Source organism: Bacillus hominis (genome assembly GCF_018332515.1).
GTDB lineage: Bacteria > Bacillota > Bacilli > Bacillales > Bacillaceae_G > Bacillus_A > Bacillus_A hominis.
On record NZ_BOQD01000565.1, the window covers coordinates 1 to 640 of the forward strand.

Below are 640 nucleotides of genomic sequence, written 5' to 3' on the forward strand. Positions count from 1 at the left end.
ATTTAGAAATTCCCTAGAATAAGTAGTAATACTTACAACTTATTTAAATAGGAAGAAATAGAAAATGAAATATCAAATTACATTCATATAAGTTTGAATATTTCAAGATGTTAAAATTTTGATGGTTCATATATAATAGTGAAAAGAGTAGAGTTTTGTAACTATTTGTAAAAAAGGAGGATGCAAAATGAATAAAATAATACAAGCCCAATCTCAATGGGATTTGGACAGGCTATATCCTCAAGAACAAAACTTCACGTTTTCTATAGAAACGCTAGAAAGATTAAAAATTGAATATAAAGCAACAAAAGACTCAGTAATCCTTTCACAACTTATACAGGCTATCGAAAAAGCAGAGTATTACTTATATTGCCGTGCTGTTGAAGATGAGAAGCATCCTGAAGATACTTTACTAAGTGTAAAAGTAAATCAATTAAAGAAAGAAGTTCAACTATTAATAGAATCTAGTAAGGGACAAAGTGTTAATGCAAATCATTCAAGTATTAAACTAATAGAAAATGAATTAAAAGCTTGGGAAGATATGTATACACAATTAAAAAACAAGATAGAAGTAATACACGATAAAGAGACTTTATCATTTGGAAAAGCAAATTACGTTGCGATGAATAGTGATGATCAT

General features: G+C 27.8%; 1 pseudogene. It reads left to right on the plus strand.

Annotated features, from left to right (window positions below):
* Positions 1–187: 187 nt before the first annotated feature.
* A pseudogene (locus KI356_RS27370) lies at positions 188–640 on the plus strand (M3 family metallopeptidase); the annotation flags it as partial.